This is a genomic window from Turicibacter sp. H121 (genome assembly GCF_001543345.1).
GTDB lineage: Bacteria > Bacillota_I > Bacilli_A > MOL361 > Turicibacteraceae > Turicibacter > Turicibacter bilis.
Map to the genome: position 1 here is coordinate 977,657 of NZ_CP013476.1, position 20,186 is coordinate 997,842.

Here is a 20,186-nt window from a genome sequence, read left to right on the forward strand (position 1 = left end):
TTTTTATCCAAAGCGTCCAGTGATGTAATCTTCTGTACGTTTATCTTTTGGATTAGTAAAGATTTTATCTGTATCATCAAATTCAATTAATTCTCCCATTAAGAAGAAGGCTGTTTTATCTGAGATACGTGCCGCTTGTTGCATTGAGTGAGTAACGATAACGATTGTGTATTTTTCTTTTAACTGTTCCATCAATTCTTCAACTTTTTGAGTTGCAATTGGGTCTAAGGCTGATGTTGGCTCATCCATAAGGATAACTTCTGGTTCCATGGCGATGGCACGGGCGATACATAAACGTTGTTGCTGCCCTCCTGATAATCCCATGGCCGATTTATTTAAGCGATCTTTAACTTCATCCCATAACGCTGCCCCACGAAGTGAATTTTCAACAATTTCATCTAGTTTTTTCTTATCTTTAACTCCTTGGCAACGTGGTCCATAAGCGATGTTATCATAAATGCTCATTGGGAATGGATTTGGTTTTTGGAAGACCATTCCGACACGTGTACGAAGTTTCATGACGTCGATGTCTGAGTAGATGTCATCTCCATCAAGTGTCACGTTTCCTGTGATTTTGACTGTTTCGATTAAGTCGTTCATACGATTTAAGGTCCGTAAGAATGTAGATTTCCCACATCCAGATGGCCCAATGAATGCTGTTACTTTGCGTTCTGGAATTTCGATATTGATGTGGTGTAAGGCTTGGAAGTTTCCATAAAATAAGTTTAAATCTGTAACGTTAAATTTAGGTTGCATTCCTTTTCACTCTCCTAATAGTTTGCTTTGCTGAATTTTTTCGAGATTAAGCGTGAAATTAAGTTTAATGTAAAGACGATGACAAGGATGACGATTCCGATAGCTGCTGCCATTTCAACATTCCCTGATTCTTTCACTTCAACGTAAGCACGAACCGTTAATGATGTTCCGGTTTCAAATAATGAAAGGTGCCCACTTGTTGGATTGACTGGTAATTTAGCAAATGTTCCAATTGTAAATAGTAAGGCTGCTGATTCCCCAATTGTACGTCCAATTGATAAGATAACCCCAACTAAAATACCTGGGATAGCACTTGGTAATACGACTTTTGATAAAGTTTGAATTTTGTTAGCTCCAAGTCCATATGATGCTTCACGGTAGCTCATAGGAACGGCTTTTAATGCTTCTTCAGTTGTACGCATCATTGTTGGAAGTAATAAAATCATCAGTGTGAATCCACCTGATAGAATTGACATTCCAAGTTTTAAGGTGTTGGCGAAGATTAACATCCCGAATAAACCGTATACAACTGATGGGATTCCTGATAAAACTTCGGTTGCAAAACGAATTAAGTTAACTAATTTTCCCGGTTTTGCGTATTCAACCATGTAGATGGCTGCTAAAATTCCGACTGGTGCCGAGAATAGTAAGGCAACTAAGATTAGCATTAAAGTTGAGACGATCATTGGGAAGATTCCTCCACCTGGTGAAACAACTTTAATCATTAATGTATCACTTGCATTTAAAGCGTTGATGATGTCGTCTGCATCTGTATCAGCTTTAATTTTTAAGTTTGCTCCTTCTCCATTAATTTGTTCTAGTTGGTATCCAACTTTGACTGGGAAGGCTTCATCTGCATTGTTTTTTGCAGTTTTTACTGGTGATTGATCATCGATCCAAGCAACTTCATAACCATGTTCGTTTGGTTCAATGGCAATCCCTAAGTTTTCTGAAAATAAAGCGTCACTTGATAATGAGCTTGGCGCAGTGTAAGACTGATGACTCGTCACGTTCACATATTGAGTTTGTGATTCATAGTCATTCGTTAAGAAGTCCCATGACATTTTTGACCATCCATTTGAGAAGATAAATGCAACGATGGTGATTAAAATCCCAACTGAGAACGCTGCTGACAACCAAATGAGGCCATTTAGTAAGTTATCTTTAAGTTTACGAGACATTAACGATCACCTGCCTTGTTTTGAATGCGTGATAATACTAAGTTGATCACCATAATAAAGATGAATAAGATGACAGCTGTTGAGAATAACATTTGTTCATGCATTTCCGCTGCATACCCTTGCTCTAATGCGATGTTGGTTGTTAATAAACGAACGCGGTCGAAGATTGTGTGTGGGATTCCTGATTCAGGGTTCCCCGCTACTAAGATAACCGCCATTGTTTCTCCGATTGCACGACCAACCCCTAAAATAACCCCGGTTAAAATCCCTGATTTAGCTGCTGGTAATACGACTTTAAAAATTGTTTGCATTTTTGAAGCACCTAGTGCTAACGATCCTTCTTTATAGCTTTGCGGAACTGCACGAATCGATGTTTCAACAACCGCTACGATCGTCGGTAAAATCATAATGGTTAAAACAGCGATAACCGCTAATAATGAATCCCCTGATGGATATGGAGAAATTTGTTTAACTAATGGTGTAATGAACGCAAAACCAAATACCCCATATAAAACTGATGGAATAGCTGCTAATAATTCAACTGCTGGACGTACGATGTTAGCTAATGGTTTTGGTGCGACTTCAGCGATGAAAACTGATGTTAATAACGCAATCGGTACCCCGATAACAATTGCACCAAGTGTGGCTAAAATCGAACTGATAATCATGTATCCAATTCCATAATCCTCACTTTGCGGTGTCCACTTCAACCCTGTGATAAAGTCTACAAAGTTATATGTTCCGAATTGATTATTTGGGAAGAATGGCGCAAGCCCTTTTCCAAAAATAAAGATAATAATTAACGCTACACTAATGACCGCAAAAAGCGCTGCTAATAGAAATAGAACATGGAAGAACTTTTCTAAGAACACGCGTTTACGATTAAGGGTCATGTCTTTTTTCACACTTAACACCTCGTTTTATTTAAACTAAATTAATACTCTCTATTTACAACGTAATTGTAGCACCTCAATTTTTAAAACCACGTTTTGTTAACAGAAAATTAACGCTTGTTAACAATTCCTTAACAAAGCGGGTCCCCATCCAGTGAAACTGGCTTCCCCCTTTAATGGGGTAAGGGCCCCCGTCATTTATCGAAGATAAATATTTACTCCTCAAATGGGTGATAAAAGGTGGATTTTTCAAGGGTTTCTATGTTCTGGTAATAGAAAATTAACAATTACTATCTATTTGCTTTATGCTTGGTTAACAACTTATTAATATTTCTAAACCTTTTGTAATGCGTCGCTGTTGAAGTATTCACCTAAATGAAAAAAGAAATCACTGAGGAAGCGGTGATTTCTTTTAAAATTCATTATTTTGTTAATTCTGACCACTCAGTAATGTTTCCTGTGTAAACATCTTTGATTTGATCTTTTGAAATATCTGTTACGTTATTTGATGGGTTAACAACTAATGCGATTCCGTCCATACATAACGTAACAGGTATAATTCCCTCTGCTAATTCTGATTCTTTGATTTCACGAGAAGCAAATCCTAATGTGTATACTCCTGAAATCGCATTTTTAACTCCAGCTCCTGAACCTGTTGCATCGTATGTATAAGTTACTTTAGGAAATAAAGCTGTAAATTCTTCTGCTAATGCCTTAACTGCATCTTCTGTTGATGTTGATCCACCCATCACAATGTTTCCTGATAAGTCACCGTATTTTGACATATCAAACGCTTCAGCATTTTTTGTATCAACGATTGTTCCTTTTGATTCTAAAATTTCTAATCCATCAATTGAAGATACGAAATCGATAAATGCACGTTCAACATCTGTAATATTTTCTTCCATATATACCATTTCGAATGGACGTGCTACTGAGTATTTTCCTTCTAATACATTTTCAGCTGTTGCTTCTACACCTTCTACTGTTAATCCATTAATTTTCCCATGATTTTCTTCTAGTGTTACGAATGAAACATATCCGATTGCAGCATCATTTGCCGCTACATATGTTGCCACAACTCCATTTCCATCTTTAATTGTCGCATTTGCTGTTAATAGATCTTGATCTTCTCCATTAAATCCAATGATTTCTTCAAATGCTGAACGAGTCCCTGATCCCGCTTCACGGCTTACAACATCGATTGCCCCTTCTACAGCTTGTGCTGAAGGTGTTTGTATTGTGTCCCCACTTTGGTCTATTGTGTCTGATCCGTTGTTAGTTGACCCACATGCTGCCATTGAAAAAGTTAATGCTGCAGCTGCTACTAAGCTTAATAGTTTTTTCATTCTCATCATTCCTCCATGATCTGTATCTGTTCTGTTGATGAGTTAATTGTAATACAAATTCACCCTTCAAATATTAATTTTCTGTTAAGAAATAGTTAAGATATGATTAATAATAGTTTATAACTAGTAGACAAAAATATACAAAAAGAAGTAAGCTCAGCTTACTTCTTCATTTTTTGAGGTAATGTCACGATGAATTTACTTCCTTTATTTAGTTCACTTTTAACTTTGATATTTCCACCGTGTGCCTCAATAATAGATGCAACGATAGATAATCCAAGTCCCGTTCCGCCTGTATGACGTGATCTCGCTCTATCCACTCGATAGAATCTTTCAAAAATATGTGGAATGTCAGCAGCAGGAATCCCGATTCCTTGATCAATGACTTGAGTTTCAATATTTGAACCACGTTGCCTGATTCTAATCGTAATCGTTGTGTCTTCCCCTGAATAATGGATAGCATTCGTTAATAGGTTGAGGAAGCAATGTTGTAACTTGATATAATCCCCATCTAGACTATAATCTTCTGTGGCTTCAAGCATAATTTTTTGATTTTTTAGATTAGCAATATTGAGTGTTTGAACAATACAATCTGTCAGTAATTCATTTAGACAAACACGATCGGTATTATGCTTGATTTGATCATGTTCATAACGATTAATTAACAATAAATCTTTAACGAGTTGTTCCATTCGGTTATTTTCATCTTGAATAATCGTTAAAAATTCATCACAGGTTTGTGGATCATTTTTTGCTCCGTTCAATAAAATTTCCGTACATCCTTTAATCGCACTTATTGGGGTTTTCAGTTCGTGTGACACATTTCCGAAGAACTCTTTTTGTAAGCTTTCATATTTTTTGATATCAGTAATATCGTGAAATAAGATAACAGCTCCATTAAAGTCCTCGCGCTCATTAAAAATGGGATGCGCCGTTGAAATATAATATTTTTGATTAATTTCTAATTGTTTTTTTCGCGTCGTTTCACAAATCAGTGCATCTTCTAAAATTTTACGTAAGGACTCATTTTTCACCTCTTGGAAAGAAACCCTTTTAAGAGCTGACATATTCACCCATTCTTTAAAGCGATTATTAGCATATTCAAGTTCACCATTAATGTTTAAGATAACCATTGGATCTTGAATACTATTCGTAATAATACTAATAATCTGCATGTTGCGACGATTTCTAAATTCTTGTTTTTGAATCAATCGCATTAATTTATTATATTGAACTCCAATAACTTCTTGCTGTTCAATCACCAATGGAGAGATATTACTCCAATCCCGATGTGCTTGAATGTTAGCGGCAACCTCATCGTATTTTTTTAGTTGATTGAGATACGTCATCGAACGTCCGTATTGCATGATCATTAAAATAAGTAAGATTAGTAAAAATAAAATCGTAACTTGACTATTGTTTTGACTATAAAGATTAGTGATTAATAACAAGGTGAAAACAATATAAAATGAGATAAGTTCATGACGGCTATCAATCATTTGCTTCGTCCTCTAACATATATCCCACTCCACGAATGGTTTTAATCTTAATTCCGTAAGGTTTAAGTTTATCACGAATTTTAAAAATGTGGACATCGACAATTCGTGTATCACCGTCATATTCAAATCCCCATAATCGATCGAGTAAAACATCACGAGAAAGCGCCTGACCTTTATGTTGGATTAAAAACTCTAGTAATTCATATTCTTTAAGTGTAAAATCAACTACTTGATCATCAATTAATACTTCAAATCGACTACTATCTAGCCTAATACGCTGATAGCTTAAATAAGATTTACCTTTCCCTGCAGATAAAACTTCTCTTCTTCTAATAATGGCCTTTACTTTCGAGACAACTTCACGCGATGAGAAAGGTTTAGTCATGTAATCATCAGCCCCTACATCAAGACCAAGAACACGGTCTAATTCATCATCACGTGCTGATAAAATAACAATATAAATTGAATTTCCACGATTACGAAGTTCTTTACAAACGGAAAAACCATCGCGCTTCGGCAACATGACATCTAGTAACATGACATCATATTCATCAGCTAATGCTTTTTGCAATCCCTCTTCCCCATCTGAGGCGAGATCGACTGAAAAACCTGATTGCATTAAATCATATTGTAAAATACGTTGAATTGAAATTTCATCTTCAACAACTAACACTTTTTTACTCATCGAATGACACCTCCAAAAAACAATCGATTATGTTTATTCTATCATACTCAAGCTTGTGCTTCTGTTAAGTTTTTGTTAAAGACCTTTTTAGTTTGAATCACTGATTCCAATTCTATTTTTCCATATTATACCGATAAATGAAGATAAAAAAAGAAAACTCCCCTTTGGTACCCTTACTCACATAAAACTAAATGCTTAAGGCTGCTACATTCCTGTCCTGACCTGGTTCACACCGTTCTATTGAATAAGGGTACCAAAAGAGAGTTTCGATTGATACACATTTAGTATATCAATTTGACTCTTGCTTGTCAACACGCTGCTGCTTTTTTTTCTGTCTTAATTCTCTAAAAAAATCTGACAACAGTTGTCCACATTCTTCTTCTAAGACACCTGAAATCACTTCACATTGATGATTAAACTTTGATTCATCAAGTAAATTATAAATTGTTCCACAGCATCCACCTTTAGGATCTTTCGCACCATAAATAACAGTCGGAATACGAGATTGAACAATAGCTCCTGCACACATCGGACATGGTTCGAGTGTAACATACATAATGCAATCTTCTAATCGCCAAGATCCAACTACTTCATTTGCTTTGCTAATGGCTAACATTTCAGCATGAGCATTTGAAAGTTGAATTTTTTCACGTAAATTGTGGGCTCTAGCAATAATTTGTCCATCTTTAACGATAACAGCACCAATGGGCACTTCTCCGATGGCTTTGGCTTTATTAGCTTCTTCGATGGCCTGTTGCATAAATAAGATGTGCTCCATAATAATCACCTGTTATTTGTTCTTTTTTAATTTATTCTATGATAAAATAGGGATGTTATCAAGACTAAGTAATAAAGAAAGTCTGAGGTGAGGATGATGGCTAAAACTTTTATGCTAAATGTAGAAAATTTAAGTTCAAATGAGGATGTAAAAAAATTAAAGATTACTTCGAAACAAATTTAGAGGGTGTGGAAAAGTTAGATATTAATCTTTCTTTAAAATTAGTTTCTGTTCGTTATAATGAAGGGGTTGGTTCCCCGAAATATATTCTTGATGCATTTAATCGTTTAGGTTACACAGTTCGTTAAGGCGAACTTCTTTTTTATATTTGAAGCTTTAATGGGGAACGCTATGAAACAAAATAAATCTTTTTTATCCCCGTTGAAGGGCCAATTGACGTTCGAAAAACTTCACGATCAACACTACGATCAGAACATTATTCTTATCACCTTTAAAGGAGATTATGTATGAGAATCCATTTTTCGATAAGTTTTATAATAATATCGATGAATGAGTGTTTCAAACAAAAATGTTTTTCTTAACGAATTGCTATAAACAATAATTGAGTATTCAAAAAGATTATTTAAATGAAAATTAATCGATTATTTCAGATTATCATTTATTAGGTTCCTTATCCTATTTTGATCACTCAAAGAGTGTAAGGTTATCCATCACTAGTAAACCTTTAAGTGAAAAACTTTTCTAGACTTATATAATAAAAAAGAGCAACGGTTACTTGTGGATAACGGCTGCTCTTTTTTATGCTTCTATTTAATATTCTAATTGGTTATATATTAAATAACTCTCCATTAATAAAAAAATTAATTGAGACACTGATAAAATAGAGCTGGCTTCAATCAGTGAGATTAATAGTAGTCGCTTTAATTAAAAGCCACTCCATCACTCCTCCTATATTTTTCACATGAGACAATGCTAACATACAGAGGTTAAAGAAAAAGACGGATATTTATCCGCCTCTTATTATGTTATTTTTTTAATAACTCTTTCATTCGATTAAACGTTTCCTCACTAATAACATGTTCAATTCGACAAGCATCTTTATCAGCTAATGATTCATCAATTTGGAGTGTCTTTATTAAAAATTCTTTAATTAAGCAATGACGTTCATAAATCGCAGTTGCTCTTTCATGACCAATTTCAGTTAAATTAATTTGTCCATTTTTCTCTATCGTAATTAGACCTGCATTTTTCAAAATTCCCATCGCACGACTAATACTTGGTTTTGAAAAATTTAACTCGTTTGCCACATCGATAGAACGAACAGATCCATTTTTTCGGCTTAAAATTAGAATGGTTTCTAAATAATTTTCACCCGACTCTTGTAATTTCATCTACCCACCCTATTTCTTAAAATCTAAATATAGTTAATCTTAACATAGTTTGTTTCGTTTCTTCAACTTTTATACTTTTATTAAATAGCTATTGACATTATTGGATATAAATGTCAAATTAGTAATATGAGTTAGCTTAAGCTAACTTTTTTCTACTGAAGTTGGTAATTGCTAATATTAAAGGGAGGCCATAATGATGCCATTAACAATGGTAGAGATAGGAGAATCAGTTATCATTAAAAAAATTAGTGGGCGTGATGATACCAAACGTTTTCTAGAGAGTCTTGGATTTATTGTTGGAAGTGAAGTGACCATTGTATCTAAGTTTGGACAGAACTTTATTATTAATGTTAAAGATACACGTGTTGCACTCAATCAAACGATGGCAAAACGTATTTTTGTATAAGGGAGAGATATCGAATGAAAACATTAAAAGATGTGAAAATTGGTGAAACAGTCATCGTAAAAAAGCTAAATGGAACAGGACCGCTTAAGCGCCGGATTATGGATATGGGGATTACAAAAGGAGCTACTATTTATATCTGAAAAGTTGCCCCACTTGGGGATCCCATTGAAATAACCGTTCGTGGCTATGAATTATCGCTTCGTAGAGCAGATGCTGAAAATATTATCGTTGAGATTTAAATTTCCATTGGTAATCAACATCATTCACTATGATTAAGGGGGAGTTTACAATGTCTATAACAATTGCTTTAGTCGGAAACCCGAACTGTGGGAAAACGACGATGTTTAATGCTCTAACCGGAAGTAATCAGTATGTTGGAAACTGGCCGGGAGTAACAGTAGAGAAAAAAGAAGGGTATTTAAAAGGAAACAAAGAGATTAAAATTGTCGATTTACCAGGGATTTATTCACTTTCTCCATATACTCCGGAAGAAATTATTACTCGTGATTTTTTAATAAATGAACAACCAGATGTCATCTTAAATATCATTGATGCTTCTAATATTGAACGAAACCTTTATTTGACCACGCAATTAATGGAAACCACTATTCCAATGGTCATTGCACTAAACATGATGGATATCGTTACAAAGAATGGAACAAAGATTCATCTTGCCAAACTATCCAAACAATTAGGATGTCGTATCATTGAGACGACAGCTTTAAAACAAAAAGGATTAAACGAGTTAATTGAAGCCGTTGTTTCTGTTAAACAAGCACCTGCGATGCCAACTTTCAGTTCAGATATTGAACGGATGTTGCACGAAATGAAGTCTTTATTATCAGGGGCTGTTCCTGAACCACTTCTTCGCTGGTACAGTATAAAGTTATTTGAGCGTGATACCCGTGTGGTAAAACAATTATCATTACCTGAAAGTGTGAAGGTTAAATTTGAGGAGATGACAATTGCTTGTGAAGAACAGTTTGATGATGATAGCGAAAGTATTATTACGAATGAGCGTTATGAGTATATTAGTCAACTAGTGTCACAGTATGTCAAAAAATCAATGCAAGGTAATTTAACGACTTCAGATAAGATTGACCAATTATTGACTAATCGTTGGCTAGCTCTTCCGATTTTCGCCTTAATTATGTGGGGAATTTATTATATTTCTATCACATCTATTGGTACCTTTGCGACGGACTGGATTAATGATTCGTTCTTTGGTGAATTCATTCAAGGAAATGTCGCAGCTTTCTTAGAAAGTATTCAGACAGCTGATTGGCTAATTGGTCTGATTGTGGATGGAATTATCGGTGGAGTTGGTGCGGTTTTAGGATTTGTTCCACAAATTATGATTTTATTTTTACTGATTTCAATATTAGAAGATTGTGGATATATGGCACGCGTGGCTTTCATTATGGATCGCATGTTTAGAAAATTTGGATTATCGGGAAAATCTTTTATTCCAATGCTCATCGGTTCGGGATGTAGTGTGCCAGCAGTTATGGCAAGCCGTACTATTGAAAATGAAAAGGATCGACGTATGACGATTATGTTAACACCTTTTATTCCCTGTGGAGCAAAATTACCAGTCTTTGCTTTAATGGCAGGTGCATTTTTCCCAACTCAATCTTGGGTAGCTCCTTCGATGTACTTCTTAGGAATTGGGATGGTTATTCTTTCAGGAATTATTTTAAAACAAACGCCGTTATTTGCTGGTGATCCTGCCCCATTTATTATGGAACTTCCACAATATCATGTTCCGAGTTTTAAAAGTGTCTTAATTCATATGTGGGATCGTGCTAAAGCGTTTATTTATAAAGCAGGAACGATTATTTTCGTTGCCTCAGGTGTCGTTTGGTTCTTGCAATCATTTAATTGGTCACTTGAAATGGTTGAAGCGAATGAGAGTATTTTAGCTTCAATCGGTCGTGTCATTGCCCCTATTTTCACTCCTTTAGGATTTGGAAATTGGCAGGCAGCTGTGGCGACTGTAACTGGATTCTTAGCGAAAGAAAATGTCGTTGCAACGTTTGGGGTATTATTTGGTTTAGGTGAGGAAATGACAGAGGAATCAGTCGAGCTACTTGGAAATATGTCAGCTTTATTCACCCCCTTAAGTGCTTATTCCTTCATGGCCTTTACGTTACTGGCTGCTCCGTGTTTCGCTGCTATTGGTGCGATTAAACGTGAGATGATGTCTTGGAAATGGACATGGATTGCTATTGGATACCAAACAGGTTTAGCTTATGTTGTGGCTCTTGTGATTTATCAAGGTGGTACTTTTATTCAAACCCATAACATTTCTACAGCTACTATTATCATTACTCTAATCGTTATCATTGCTTTACTATTAGCAATCCGCAAAATCTTACGTAATCAAAAATCAAATGGATGTAGCTGTGGATGTTCAGGATGTACAAAGGCGAAGACTTGCCATAAATCATAAATAAAAAAAGGAGCTAAAATCATTTAGCTCCTTTTTTTGTACCCTACTATTATAACAATAATATTTTCTTACAAAGAATAAAAAAAAATCACACATGACGTGTGAATTATTATCTTGTTATGGCGGAGGAAGAGGGATTCGAACCCCCGCGACGCTTTCACGCCCTGTCGGTTTTCAAGACCGATCCCTTCAGCCGGACTTGGGTATTCCTCCGTATCAACAATATAGATTATACCGAAATATAATTATATTGTCAATCATTTATCTTAATTTTTTTATTTTTTTAAACCTAAACAATCTGGACGATCTTTTATCTCATGACAGTGACGGCAACGTGGTTCATATGCTTCTTTAGCTCCGACTTGAATAATTGGATCAAAATATGAAGCAGGTTGTCCATTAATTAATCGTTGTGAACGTGTCGCAGATGCTCCACAAACACTACAAATAGAGGTTAACTTAGTCACGAACTCTGCTTTTGTTAATAAAGCTGGCATTGTTCCAAATGGTTCACCACGGAAATCTTTATCAAGGCCTGCAACAATCACACGAATTCCCTTATCTGCTAAGTGTTCAACCACTTCAACGATAGTTTCTTCGAAAAATTGCACTTCATCAATTGCAACAGCATATGTATCGTCTTTAATGTAATCTAAAATCTCAATTGGGTGTTCAATCGCGATTGACGGCATTTTTAATCCACTATGTGATACGACTTCGTCGTCACTATAGCGATTATCAATAGCTGGTTTGAATAAGCAATATGAACGGCGCGCAAAGTCTAAACGCTTTAAACGACGGATTAGCTCCTCAGTCTTTCCTGCATACATACTACCACAAATTGCTTCTACCCAACCTTCTTGTCGAACATCATACATACTATGAAACCACCTTTCATCCTATCCTACATTTCTCTATGTTTTCTATCAAAATTTGAACAGCTTGATAATTATAACAGATACTTCTTTTAAGATTCAAGCCAACATTTTAATTTCCAAATTATTTCCCGCGTATACAAAAAGCGATAAAATCAGTTAGGATTTTATCGCTTTTTCTTATTGGCAAGTACATCCTTGTTGGATAGATAAACTATTTGTTTGAGGATTTAAAGTAACATAAGCACCTAGTGGAAGGGTAATTAGTGGGTTACAATGTCCACTTGGAATATTGTAGGCAATCGGTTTATGACAAGATGTTAGTGTGCGTTTAAGTAACTTGTCTGTTTCTTTTTTATCATAAACATTGAAGTCACCTAAAATAATTCCCGCTGCATCGTTTAGCTTTCCACTATATTTGAGTTGCATGAGTAATCGGTCAACCGCATAAACAGGTTCATTAACTTCTTCGATAAATAAAATTTTTCCTCGTGTATCAATTTCATAAGGGGTTCCGAGCGTCGAACAAATAATCGTCAAATTTCCCCCAACTAAAATTCCGGAAGCGGGACAAACGGTTTGATTATAATACGGAACATCAATCATATCAAAAGTTGTCTCTCCCATAATAGTTTCTAAAAAATGATTAGTCGTTGTTTCATTTTTAAGGAGAAGATCTTTTAGCATGGGGCCATGATAGGTGATCAGATGATGGTATTGATTGAAGAAAAGGTGCAAGTAAGTAATATCACTATAACCGATAAATGGTTTCGGATAGTTTTCAAATTTGAAGTTTTTAAAGTATGGAATAATCCGATTACAACCGTATCCGCCCCTCATACAAAGGATAGCATCGACTTCATCATCTGCAAACATCATCATAATATCTTCTGCTCGTTGGCGATCCGATAATCCTGCTAAGTAACCTTTTCGTTCAAAGCAACTAGGAGTGATGATTACATCAAAACCCATTTCTTTTAAAACTTCCTCTCCTTTAAAGACGGTTTCTGCTTCTAATGGTCCTGCCGGTGCCACGATTGCTATTTTCCCTCCCATTTTTAATGGTTTTGGTTCAATCACGCTCTCTTCCCCCTTTATTGTTCTAGCAAATGAAGTGCTGATAACACTTGTAAACAAACCCCGATTTTAATGGCTTCTTCATCCACATCGAATGTATTCTCATGCAAAGCTGCTTGAATTCCTTTATGAGGATTTGATGTTCCTAAATTATAAAAGCATGATGGAACAGCCTCCGCAAAATACGCAAAATCTTCAACCCCAAGACTTGGATGCTCCATAATAATTACATTATCTTCTCCAAGTAGCTTCCTTGCGACATGAGCAACAGCATCTGTAATGGCGTGAGCATTAATAAGTGGTGCATAGCCTTCTTCAATACGAACATCTGCACTTCCTCCAAAAGCTTTTGCAGTGTTTTCTGCAACTTCAATGATCCGTTTTTTCATAAAAACACGTGTCGTTTGATCAAGGGTGCGTAATGTTCCTTTAATTGTGACTTGATCACAAACAATATTCCCAGCCGTTCCTCCCTCAATAATCCCCAAACTAAGAACAGCTGTTTCAAATGGAGATAAGTTACGACTAATCAGACTTTGCAATGCCGTAATGACATGTGCCGAAATTAAAATTGCATCGATTCCATCTTGTGGATAGGCTCCATGTGCTTGTTTTCCATTAATGCTTATGATAATGGTGTCACTTGCCGCATGACACTTTCCATAATGAAATCCTACCTCACCCACATTTAAAGTTGGACGAACATGAAGTCCTAATACATGATTGACTTTCGGGTGTTCCAGACATCCTGCTTCAATCATTGGTTTAGCTCCACCTACTGTTTCTTCAGCTGGTTGAAAAAAAAGTTTAACATTCCCTTTAAACTCTTCTTTTAGCTGTTGAAGGATATAAGAAGCCCCTAATAAAATTGTTGTATGAACATCATGTCCACAAGCATGCATTTTTCCTGGTATTAATGAGGCATATAGTGCCCCTGTTTTCTCTTCAATGGGAAGAGCATCCATATCTGCTCGTAACCCAATTGTTTTCTCTCCCGGATTTCCCTCAATTAAGCCAACGATGGCTGTTTCTCCAATAAGTTGGGTTACTTTTATATTCCACTGTTGTAAATAGTCTAAAACTAACGCCGATGTTCGGTATTCCTCTAGACCTAGTTCAGGATGTTGATGTAAGTCGCGACGAATAGCAATGAGTTGTGGATAAATGGTATCGACCATTTCCTTAACTTTTTGATACATCTCTAATCCTCCTATATACTATAAGATAATTCATTATATGAAATCACCTTGTTAAAAAATGTATAGTCAACTCATTATTTTTAAGTGTGGTTAAAAACAAAAAAAGTAGAAAATCTTCAATTAAGATCTTCTACTTTTTGTTTATTTAATTAATAATAAAGCATCTTCTTTTGAAATAGGTTTTGAGAAATAATACCCTTGGATATTATCAATATCCATCTGTTTCAGTATTTCTAATTCCTCTTCATTTTCAACACCTTCTGAAATGACGGGTAATTGTAACGAATGTGCAATATCGATAATCAGTCGGACAAGGCTTTTAAATTCATCTTGCTTCCCCATCCCTTTAATAAAACTACGATCAATTTTCACCTTTGATAAAGGCAAATTAATTAAATAGTTCAATGATGAGTAGCCTGTTCCAAAATCATCAAGTGAAATAGTGATTCCTAAATCTTTTAGTTCACGTATTTTTTTAATATTCTCATTAATATTTTGCATTAAAACAGTCTCTGTAATTTCAATTCCAATATAGTTCGGATTAACATTTGCTTGTTTAATCAGTGATTTAAAATTATCCACAAAGTTATCATTCATAATTTGTAACGCAGAAATATTAATTGAGACAACGATTGGATTTTCTCTATTTTGATTAATTTCGTTAGCAAATTCAAAAGCTTGAAGACAAACATATGCACTAACTTCCTCAATTAATCTTAATTCTTCAATCAAACGAATAATCTCAATGACAGGAATATGTTTATATCTTGGATGATTCCATCTGAATAATGCTTCAAAACCGACTAATTCTTTATCAACTGTATATTGGGGTTGGTAAAATAGATTGATTTCCTTATTTTGAATCGAGTGTCTTAAATCATATTCCATTTGTAAATTAAATAATCGCTCACGTTCAAGGTCATCTGTATAAATAACATACTGATTTTTTCCTTTTTCTTTTGCTTTATAAACCGCTAAATCCCCTTTTAACAAAATAGTTTCAACATCTCCTGACGAGCATTCATTTCGAACCACCCCAATACTCACTGAAACAATGTTAGCATACTCGCCTCTACTAAATTCTGTTCGCATCTTATTTAATAAAAGATCTAACTTTTGAGTTAATATCTCATCGCTAATTTGTTCCCAAATAACAACAAATTCATCTCCACCTACACGGGCTACAAAAGCATCGTCACAAATATTAGCGAGTTTTTCTGCAATATGAACTAAAGCTTTATCTCCCACATGATGACCAAAACTATCATTTAACTTTTTAAAGTTATCTAAATCGATAAACAAGACAGTCAATGGAATATTTTTATTGGCTAGATCATTTTCAAGATAATGATATAAACTACGACGATTTTTTAAGCTTGTTAAAAAGTCAGTATAAGCTAATGTTTTAATATGTTCTTGAGTTTGAATGATATCTGTAATATCTTTCATTACCCCAACAATTCCAATCATTTGTTCCTGAATATCAAAGACAGGAGCTTTATAAATTTCTAATGTACGTTCATTTCCCTCAATCATTATTTTTCGAATAAATACTTTGCTCTCAAGGGTATCCATTATTAAATGATCTTCTTCTATACATCCTTCACTTAATGCATGTTCATAACAAGTTCGTCCGATAATTTCATCGCGTGTTAATTGACATAAATTTAGAAAGTTCGTATTCACATCAATATAAATTCCATTCATATCTTTTAAGAAAACAGCAAATGGAATATTTTCTAAAATGATTGAGAGTTTAGTATCTTTATTTCTAAGTTCTGTAATATCTCGAGCAATCCCAATCGTACCAATAACATCTCCCATTTCATCCATAACCGGGGCTTTATAAATATTAAATTGACGATATCCTTTTTTACCAGGAATAATTTCATCAAACATAATTTGTCGACGTTTGTTCATCACAATTAAATCAAATTCACGACAACGATCTCCGATTTGCCCATCCCAAACGAATTGATCGTCTCGACCATGAATAGTTTCATCATCTTTTCCCGAATGTTCTCTAAATTCACGATTCACGGTAATATAGTGACTTTCTTTATCTTTGAACCACGCCATATACGGAGTATTATTTAATAACGCATCAAATTGTAACTCTTTATTTTTTGACATTTTAAATGCGTCAATTAAATTTAAGTTATTTTGAATTCTTAACTTTAACATTTCTTTTGTATAAGGTTTCACAATATAATCAGAAATTCCTGCCTCAATACAGTCATTTAACTTTTGCATGAATTCTTGATTAATGCACATTAAAATCGGAATATTCTGATTCATTTGATGTCTAATTTGACGAATCATTTCGATCGAATCATCTAACTCACTATTATCTATAATGATAAAATCATATTCCTTTACGTCATGATTTCGAATATTCTGATAGGTTTTACAATTTAAACTAATTTGTTCTTGATGTTCAATAAACAAATCATCTAACATTCTCTCTATTTCATTGGTTTTACTTAAAATTAAAAACCTAATTTTTTTATACTCCATACCTCTTCCTCTTCTTTATTAATCTTAGTATCTATTATAAACAAAATCAGAGTTAAAGAGAATGTTTCATAAAAAAAACCATAAAAAAAGACAGAACTTTTATTCTGTCTGATTTGCGATTATTTCGAAGTATAGTATAAAATTGCATCGCATAAAAATTGAGTTGCACCCGTTTCAACTGCATCATCATAATATGCGGTAAAACGTTCATCAGATACATACATTTGAGCTAGTCCAGCATGAGCTTCCCGACTATAACTTGGCCATGTATAGCCTAGCCATTGATGATGTAATTTTGCGACTTCTTGTGCTAATTCACCTTGAGGATTATTTGTCTTCATAGCTATTGCTAATTTTTCTAAAATTTGTTGTCCTAATTCATTCATCTGATTAAATTCTTCTTCGCTTAAATTGGCGAATTGTTTGTTAGAACGGTTAATTTTTTCGTCTCCATATTTTTCACGAATTTCTTTTCCGTATTTTTGTTCATTTTCCTTAATCAATTGTTTTTTTAATCCTTGGAATTTTTCTTTGTTTGTCATTCGTTTCTCTCCTTTTTTCATGGCAATCGTTGATTGAACATTGTGAATAAGTAAATCAATTTGTGCTCTTTTTTCAAGGAGTTTTTGATAATGATCATTTAAAGCATCTAGCTCATCATACGATGGATTTAAAAGAAGCTGTTTAATTTCATCGATTCCAACCTCGAGCGCTCGATAAAAGAGAATTTGTTGCAGACGATCGACTTCTTTTTGACTATAAATACGATAGCCTGATGAATTAATCCGAGCTGGTTTTAAGATTCCAACTTCATCATAATAACGCAAAGTTCTTGTGCTAACGCCAGCCAAATGAGCTAACTTTTGAATCGTATATTCCATAGTCATCCCTCCTCGTATAATAAGTTTAAGCCCTTCATTTAGGGCATGAATTGTTCTTTGAAAACTGAATGAGTTTTCTTTACCTAAATGATTCATTTAGTGATCTCTTTTTGTCTCAGATACCCTCGGACGTTCCATCATATAGGTAATGGAATTGGATCCATCAGGAATATACTTTTCCCTCCTGTAGTTCGACTACATTTGAAGACTGTGACCCAGACCCAAACTGTTCGGCATACGCACAAGCTGTATCAACTCCTTCTATGTTCCTCTTCTTAACAGGGTTGAGGGCAGCACTCATAGCTAAAGTCTTTAGAATACTTATACGCGAGGTTGTCGCCACGTTTGGGACCCTAGGGATGTCCAGCCGTATCCGAGTTTATTCCAAATTCATTCAAAAGAAAGGAGGTCCCTTCCATGAAATTATTTGTCGGTATTGATGTTAGCTCTGAAAAACTTGATGTTTGTTTTCTTGATAGTTCAGACACGACGTTAAAAGAAGTTACCCTTCCTAATAACATTAACGGTGCCTCTTCTATCAAAGAAGATGTTCTCCAGTTTCACCAATCATTTAACTATGAAAAAATCGTGATTGGAATGGAGTCTACTTCGATTTACAGTTTTCATCCTGCAACTTTTTTATCTGAAGATCTTGAACTAAAATCCTTAGGTCTCGTTGAAGTCGTTATCCAAAACCCTAAGTCCATTCATCGTTATAAAGGGCTTTTTGAAGAAGATAAAAACGATCGAATTGATGCCTTTCGTATTGCCGACTTCTTACGTATTGAACGATTTAATAAGACAGTTTTAAAAGAGGAACGCTATGTCGCTCTTCAACGTCTGACTCGTTCGAGATATCAAATGGTTCATCAACTCACCGAATGTAAACAGCACTTTCTTGAGAACCTTTACTACAAGTGTAATACCCTCTCTAAAGAGCTCGATACCTCTGTTTTTGGTGCGACCATGCTCGATCTTCTTTCTGATGCACTAACCCTCGATGAAATGGCCGAAATGGAGTTAGAAGATTTAGCTAACCTTCTACAAGAAAAAGGTCGAGGTCGTTTTAGTGATCCACAGAAATTAGCTAAAACCATTAAAAAAGCTATTCGTGATTCTTATCGATTGGGTAAAGTCGTTCAAGAATCAGTAGACATGGTTTTAGCGACTTATGCACGATTAATCCAAACGTTGAAAAAACAGATTAAAGATTTAGAAAAAAGCATTGTGGCGCTCTTTGAAATTGTAACAGAAGCCCAATGTTTAAAAAGTATTCCAGGTATCGGTATTGTTTATGCCGCCGGTATTGTCGCTGAAATCGGTCAAATTGAACGTTTTGAAAATGAAGCCCAATTAGCCAAATATTGCGGTCTCTACTGGAAAAAAATCAGTCTGGAAACTTTGAATCGGAACGTACACCACTGACACGAACAGGCAACCAATATCTTCGGTATTATATGGTTGAAGCTGCCAACTCTATCAGACGACACGAAGATACTTACCGCTTGTATTACCAGAAAAAATACGATGAAGTTCCGAAATTTAAACACAAACGAGCCCTCGTCCTAACCGCTAGAAAATTAGTGCGTTTGGTGGATACGCTGTTACGTAACCACCAACTCTACACGCCGGAAAGGAGCGTATCACTCAAAAGCTAACTGATTGCTTTTGAATCCTTTCTGTCTGGCGCTAGGCTAAATTTTTAAAAAATTAGCCGAGGGTCTAGTTCAGTGCGCCCAACTTTTAAAAATCTTTATCTATTTTTTTCAATCATATACTTGACTTAATACCACAAGTCTTGTAGATTTATCATAATCGTTAACGTAACGTAAAGGTCAATAAATGATTTTAAATTTCACAAAAAAACTGTCTTTATTAAAAAGACAGCTCTTTCCTATTATGCTAAAACACTTAATAGTTCATTGATAATATCATCTAATAATTCACTTAATTGGAAAATTTCCTCTTTCTTAATATCTTGAATATGAATACCACAGCTAACGACAATGACTTTGTTTAACTGTTTGGCTAATTGACGAGCCACTCTTAGTGCAAACTCATCTTCTTTGTGCCCAGGTACCGTCATTAATGAGACCGATGATGTCTGAGTAAGTGGATCATGAGGTAAAGTGATAGGAATTCCTAAAGCAACAGCTCCAATATGTGGTTCATCTCCGCCAAAGATACATATATTCAAATCATTGCCTATTTCTTGAATCTTAACACTGATTGTATGCTGATGAAATAACTTTGATAACTGCATCAATTTCAATCTCCTTTTTCTAA

Annotated in this window: 16 protein-coding genes, 1 tRNA gene, 1 other RNA gene and 2 pseudogenes; 4 read left to right on the plus strand and 16 right to left on the minus strand. The window is 34.9% G+C overall.

Annotation, left to right across the window (positions count from 1 at the left end):
* Positions 1 to 3: 3 nt before the first annotated feature.
* The 9 genes from pstB to AT726_RS04865 form a co-directional block, all read right to left on the minus strand.
* Positions 4 to 756: a phosphate ABC transporter ATP-binding protein PstB gene (pstB, locus tag AT726_RS04820; RefSeq protein ID WP_055244310.1), complete on the minus strand. Its 753-nt coding sequence runs from the start codon at positions 754 to 756 to the stop codon at positions 4 to 6.
* 14 nt (positions 757 to 770) lie between these two features.
* On the minus strand, positions 771 to 1,937 hold the full coding sequence (gene pstA / locus AT726_RS04825; protein WP_068759161.1) for a phosphate ABC transporter permease PstA: 1,167 nt from the start codon (positions 1,935 to 1,937) through the stop codon (positions 771 to 773).
* Positions 1,937 to 2,842, minus strand: a complete 906-nt coding sequence (gene pstC, locus AT726_RS04830; RefSeq protein WP_068759162.1) for a phosphate ABC transporter permease subunit PstC — start codon at positions 2,840 to 2,842, stop codon at positions 1,937 to 1,939. The genes pstA and pstC overlap by 1 nt, the downstream gene beginning before the upstream one ends.
* A 410-nt stretch (positions 2,843 to 3,252) precedes the next feature.
* Positions 3,253 to 4,179, minus strand: a complete 927-nt coding sequence (locus tag AT726_RS04835; RefSeq protein WP_068759163.1) for a substrate-binding domain-containing protein — start codon at positions 4,177 to 4,179, stop codon at positions 3,253 to 3,255.
* A gap of 161 nt (positions 4,180 to 4,340) precedes the next feature.
* Positions 4,341 to 5,678 carry a sensor histidine kinase gene (locus AT726_RS04840; protein ID WP_068759164.1) on the minus strand — a complete coding sequence of 446 codons (1,338 nt, stop codon included), beginning with the start codon at positions 5,676 to 5,678 and terminating at the stop codon, positions 4,341 to 4,343.
* Positions 5,671 to 6,363, minus strand: a complete 693-nt coding sequence (locus AT726_RS04845) for a response regulator transcription factor (RefSeq protein ID WP_055244319.1) — start codon at positions 6,361 to 6,363, stop codon at positions 5,671 to 5,673. Before AT726_RS04845 ends, AT726_RS04840 begins: the two co-directional genes overlap by 8 nt.
* A gap of 161 nt (positions 6,364 to 6,524) precedes the next feature.
* Positions 6,525 to 6,620: signal recognition particle sRNA small type (gene ffs, locus AT726_RS04850), an RNA gene on the minus strand.
* 32 nt (positions 6,621 to 6,652) lie between these two features.
* On the minus strand, positions 6,653 to 7,141 hold the full coding sequence (gene tadA, locus AT726_RS04855) for a tRNA adenosine(34) deaminase TadA (protein ID WP_055244321.1): 489 nt from the start codon (positions 7,139 to 7,141) through the stop codon (positions 6,653 to 6,655).
* A 986-nt stretch (positions 7,142 to 8,127) separates the two neighbouring features.
* A complete protein-coding gene (locus AT726_RS04865; RefSeq protein WP_055244325.1) occupies positions 8,128 to 8,493 on the minus strand; it encodes a metal-dependent transcriptional regulator in 366 nt (121 codons plus the stop codon).
* A gap of 196 nt (positions 8,494 to 8,689) precedes the next feature.
* Here AT726_RS04865 and AT726_RS04870 point away from each other — a divergent pair, with 196 nt between their 5' ends.
* The 3 genes and pseudogenes from AT726_RS04870 (at position 8,690) to feoB (ending at position 11,351) form a co-directional block, all read left to right on the plus strand.
* Entirely contained in the window at positions 8,690 to 8,899 is a 210-nt protein-coding gene (locus AT726_RS04870) for a FeoA family protein (protein WP_305888196.1), read from the plus strand.
* Positions 8,900 to 8,913: 14 nt separating this feature from the next.
* Positions 8,914 to 9,138, plus strand: a pseudogene (locus AT726_RS04875) (FeoA family protein).
* Between the two features lie 50 nt (positions 9,139 to 9,188).
* Positions 9,189 to 11,351, plus strand: a complete 2,163-nt coding sequence (gene feoB / locus AT726_RS04880; RefSeq protein ID WP_055277493.1) for a ferrous iron transport protein B — start codon at positions 9,189 to 9,191, stop codon at positions 11,349 to 11,351.
* A 120-nt stretch (positions 11,352 to 11,471) separates the two neighbouring features.
* Here the strand turns inward: feoB and AT726_RS04885 are convergent.
* The 6 genes from AT726_RS04885 to AT726_RS04910 form a co-directional block, all read right to left on the minus strand.
* Positions 11,472 to 11,564: transfer RNA gene (locus tag AT726_RS04885), tRNA-Ser, on the minus strand.
* Positions 11,565 to 11,626: 62 nt separating this feature from the next.
* On the minus strand, positions 11,627 to 12,229 hold the full coding sequence (locus AT726_RS04890) for a thymidine kinase (protein WP_055244332.1): 603 nt from the start codon (positions 12,227 to 12,229) through the stop codon (positions 11,627 to 11,629).
* Between the two features lie 177 nt (positions 12,230 to 12,406).
* Positions 12,407 to 13,306, minus strand: a complete 900-nt coding sequence (locus AT726_RS04895) for a S66 peptidase family protein (RefSeq protein WP_237297210.1) — start codon at positions 13,304 to 13,306, stop codon at positions 12,407 to 12,409.
* A gap of 14 nt (positions 13,307 to 13,320) precedes the next feature.
* Positions 13,321 to 14,502 carry a M20 metallopeptidase family protein gene (locus AT726_RS04900; protein WP_055275246.1) on the minus strand — a complete coding sequence of 394 codons (1,182 nt, stop codon included), beginning with the start codon at positions 14,500 to 14,502 and terminating at the stop codon, positions 13,321 to 13,323.
* 141 nt (positions 14,503 to 14,643) lie between these two features.
* Entirely contained in the window at positions 14,644 to 17,019 is a 2,376-nt protein-coding gene (locus AT726_RS04905) for an EAL domain-containing protein (protein ID WP_068759166.1), read from the minus strand.
* Positions 17,020 to 17,138: 119 nt separating this feature from the next.
* Positions 17,139 to 17,900 carry a MerR family transcriptional regulator gene (locus AT726_RS04910; RefSeq protein ID WP_068759766.1) on the minus strand — a complete coding sequence of 254 codons (762 nt, stop codon included), beginning with the start codon at positions 17,898 to 17,900 and terminating at the stop codon, positions 17,139 to 17,141.
* A gap of 417 nt (positions 17,901 to 18,317) precedes the next feature.
* Here AT726_RS04910 and AT726_RS04920 point away from each other — a divergent pair.
* Positions 18,318 to 19,558 (plus strand): annotated as a pseudogene (locus AT726_RS04920) (IS110 family transposase).
* A 239-nt stretch (positions 19,559 to 19,797) separates the two neighbouring features.
* On the opposite strand, the gene AT726_RS04925 reads toward AT726_RS04920, so the two are convergent.
* Positions 19,798 to 20,163, minus strand: coding sequence for a proteasome assembly chaperone 4 family protein (locus tag AT726_RS04925; RefSeq protein ID WP_237297211.1), 366 nt, complete (start codon positions 20,161 to 20,163; stop codon positions 19,798 to 19,800).
* Between the last annotated feature and the right edge of the window lie 23 nt (positions 20,164 to 20,186).

Excerpts from the sequence above, each read along its gene's own strand:
- AT726_RS04840 (WP_068759164.1), bottom strand. The coding sequence starts at position 5,678 with ATGATTGATAGCCGTCATGAACTTATCTCATTTTATATTGTTTTCACC.
- AT726_RS04910 (WP_068759766.1), bottom strand. The coding sequence starts at position 17,900 with ATGGAATATACGATTCAAAAGTTAGCTCATTTGGCTGGCGTTAGCACA.
- AT726_RS04870 (WP_305888196.1), top strand. The coding sequence starts at position 8,690 with ATGCCATTAACAATGGTAGAGATAGGAGAATCAGTTATCATTAAAAAA.
- tadA (WP_055244321.1), bottom strand. The coding sequence starts at position 7,141 with ATGGAGCACATCTTATTTATGCAACAGGCCATCGAAGAAGCTAATAAA.
- AT726_RS04845 (WP_055244319.1), bottom strand. The coding sequence starts at position 6,363 with ATGAGTAAAAAAGTGTTAGTTGTTGAAGATGAAATTTCAATTCAACGT.
- AT726_RS04925 (WP_237297211.1), bottom strand. The coding sequence starts at position 20,163 with ATGCAGTTATCAAAGTTATTTCATCAGCATACAATCAGTGTTAAGATT.
- AT726_RS04900 (WP_055275246.1), bottom strand. The coding sequence starts at position 14,502 with ATGTATCAAAAAGTTAAGGAAATGGTCGATACCATTTATCCACAACTC.
- pstA (WP_068759161.1), bottom strand. The coding sequence starts at position 1,937 with ATGTCTCGTAAACTTAAAGATAACTTACTAAATGGCCTCATTTGGTTG.
- AT726_RS04890 (WP_055244332.1), bottom strand. The coding sequence starts at position 12,229 with ATGTATGATGTTCGACAAGAAGGTTGGGTAGAAGCAATTTGTGGTAGT.
- AT726_RS04835 (WP_068759163.1), bottom strand. The coding sequence starts at position 4,179 with ATGAAAAAACTATTAAGCTTAGTAGCAGCTGCAGCATTAACTTTTTCA.
- pstB (WP_055244310.1), bottom strand. The coding sequence starts at position 756 with ATGCAACCTAAATTTAACGTTACAGATTTAAACTTATTTTATGGAAAC.
- AT726_RS04905 (WP_068759166.1), bottom strand. The coding sequence starts at position 17,019 with ATGGAGTATAAAAAAATTAGGTTTTTAATTTTAAGTAAAACCAATGAA.
- AT726_RS04865 (WP_055244325.1), bottom strand. The coding sequence starts at position 8,493 with ATGAAATTACAAGAGTCGGGTGAAAATTATTTAGAAACCATTCTAATT.
- feoB (WP_055277493.1), top strand. The coding sequence starts at position 9,189 with ATGTCTATAACAATTGCTTTAGTCGGAAACCCGAACTGTGGGAAAACG.